Genomic DNA, 1,978 nt, shown 5'->3' with positions numbered 1-1,978 from the left:
GCAACAGCACTCTACGATGAAGCCATCAGCACTGCTGAGCAATACAGCTATTTTTGGGTCGCAGGCCTCGCTGCTGACCGCTGTGCCGAGATGTATCTGGGTTTAAAACAGCAGAGGCTGGCTGAACCTTATCTGAAACTTGCCTATGGCTTCTACCAGACTTATGGAGCAACGGGAAAGCTTCAACAACTCGTGGCAAATCATCCTGATGTCTTTAGCAAAACAAGTCACAGCCAGACCGGTGCTGCAGTGAACAGGACCATCCATGGCAGGATCACCCAGCCCGAGGGCCAGACCTATCAACACGGTGATGTCCTCGACGTGACGGCTATGACCAGGGCAGCGCAGGCAATTTCTGGCTCAATCCGGATTGATGAACTGCTTTCCAAGCTCCTGGCCATCCTTCGACAGACCGCGGGAGGCAACCGCTGTGTCCTGCTTCTGCCTATGACCGAAGGATCTGAATCCAGGTGGCACGTGGTGGCTCAAAGCATCGATTCAGATAAGCCGAGTATCATGCTTCAGGTTCCGTATCAGGATTCGCCTTATATTTGTAGTACGATTTGCGAATATGTCATGAGATCGAGGTTGCCACTTGTGCTTGGAGACCCTATCCAGGAAGGCGCCTATACGCAAAACGAGTATATCAGGAAGCGGCCGCAATCCATCCTCTGCATGCCAATCGTTAGCAGAAATACTCCTGTGGCGCTGATTTATCTTGAAAACAGAACATCGACTCACGCATTTACGTCCGAGCGAATTGAACTCATTTCAACACTCGGCTCGCAGGCTGCCATTTCGATTGAGAATGCCCTCCTTTATGCAGGAATGGAAAGGCAGGTTGAGGAAAGAACCGCCAGGTTAAATGAAAAAACCCGTGAAGTCCGAAGCATCTTACAGAACATAGAGCTCGGGATATTTACGATCGGGATGAGTTCGGATGGATCGAAAATCGTCATGGATCAAGAGCATTCCGTCTACCTTAAAGCCATTCTTGAAATGGATGATCCTGGTGGAAAAGAACTCCTCGATATCCTTAAACGAACCAGTCTCGGCGAGGATCAACAGGCAGGGATTGTGAGCGCCGTTAATGCCATGATGGGTGAGGATCCGCTGGCCAGGGACATCAATGAACATTTTCTTTTGAGGGAATTCCAACTGGTGTTTGCCGAGGGGAGAATCAAGGTCATCGAAGTTGACTGGGGATTTATTTATTCAGACAGCCACATCCTGCAAAAGATACTTGTCAGTCTGCGCGACGTGACCAAATTGAGAGCCCTTCAAATGGAGGTGGAGGCGCATAAAGAGGAACTGGAGATCATCGGCCATGTGCTCGATATCACTTTGCCAAGGTTCAGACTCTTTGCTGACCGGGCCAATCAGTATCTTCAGGAGAACCGGAAAATTCTGGCTCGCCGAAGTCCATCCAAAGATCTGGTGAACGTGCTTTATCGCAATCTGCACACATTAAAAGGCTTATGCCGCAACTATAAGATGATGAGACTTGCTGACCTCGTTCATAAGGCAGAGGAAACCCTGAGTGCTGTCAGGGAGGCGCCAGATGCACGCTGGGATTTTGACAAAATGGAAGCTGACCTGAATCCCATCGAGTCGATCCTGTTCAAGTATTCTGACGTTACCATTCGGAAGCTTGGTTTCAATGTTCATGAGACGGGGCCCTCGGATGGGCTGGAAACCGTAGCGGGTCTGACAGCTGCTCTCAGAGAATCCCTGCCATCTATGGCCCAAAGCCTTGGCAAGAAAGCTCCACTTATCCATATTGAGGGTGGGCACATTCTCCTCAACACGGAGAATTCCGAGCTCATGGAAGGAGTCCTGACTCATTGCCTGCGCAATTCCATTGATCATGGAATCGAGGCACCTGAGGATCGCGCGAAAGCGGGAAAGGACGAAGTCGGGAAAATCAATGTTGTGGTTGAGGAAGAGCCGGAAAGCTACCTTGTCAGGATCCGGGATG

1 protein-coding gene is annotated in these 1,978 nt (G+C 50.3%); it reads left to right on the top strand.

Translation table 11 applies throughout. The features are described 5' to 3' along the window. The coding region (locus VE954_RS24420; protein WP_324957734.1) for a GAF domain-containing protein at positions 1-1,978 on the top strand (1,978 nt) is incomplete at both ends.

Source organism: Oligoflexus sp., assembly GCF_035638955.1.
In the GTDB taxonomy this organism is placed as follows: domain Bacteria; phylum Bdellovibrionota_B; class Oligoflexia; order Oligoflexales; family Oligoflexaceae; genus Oligoflexus.
This window is presented reverse-complemented; position numbering and strand designations above follow the sequence as displayed.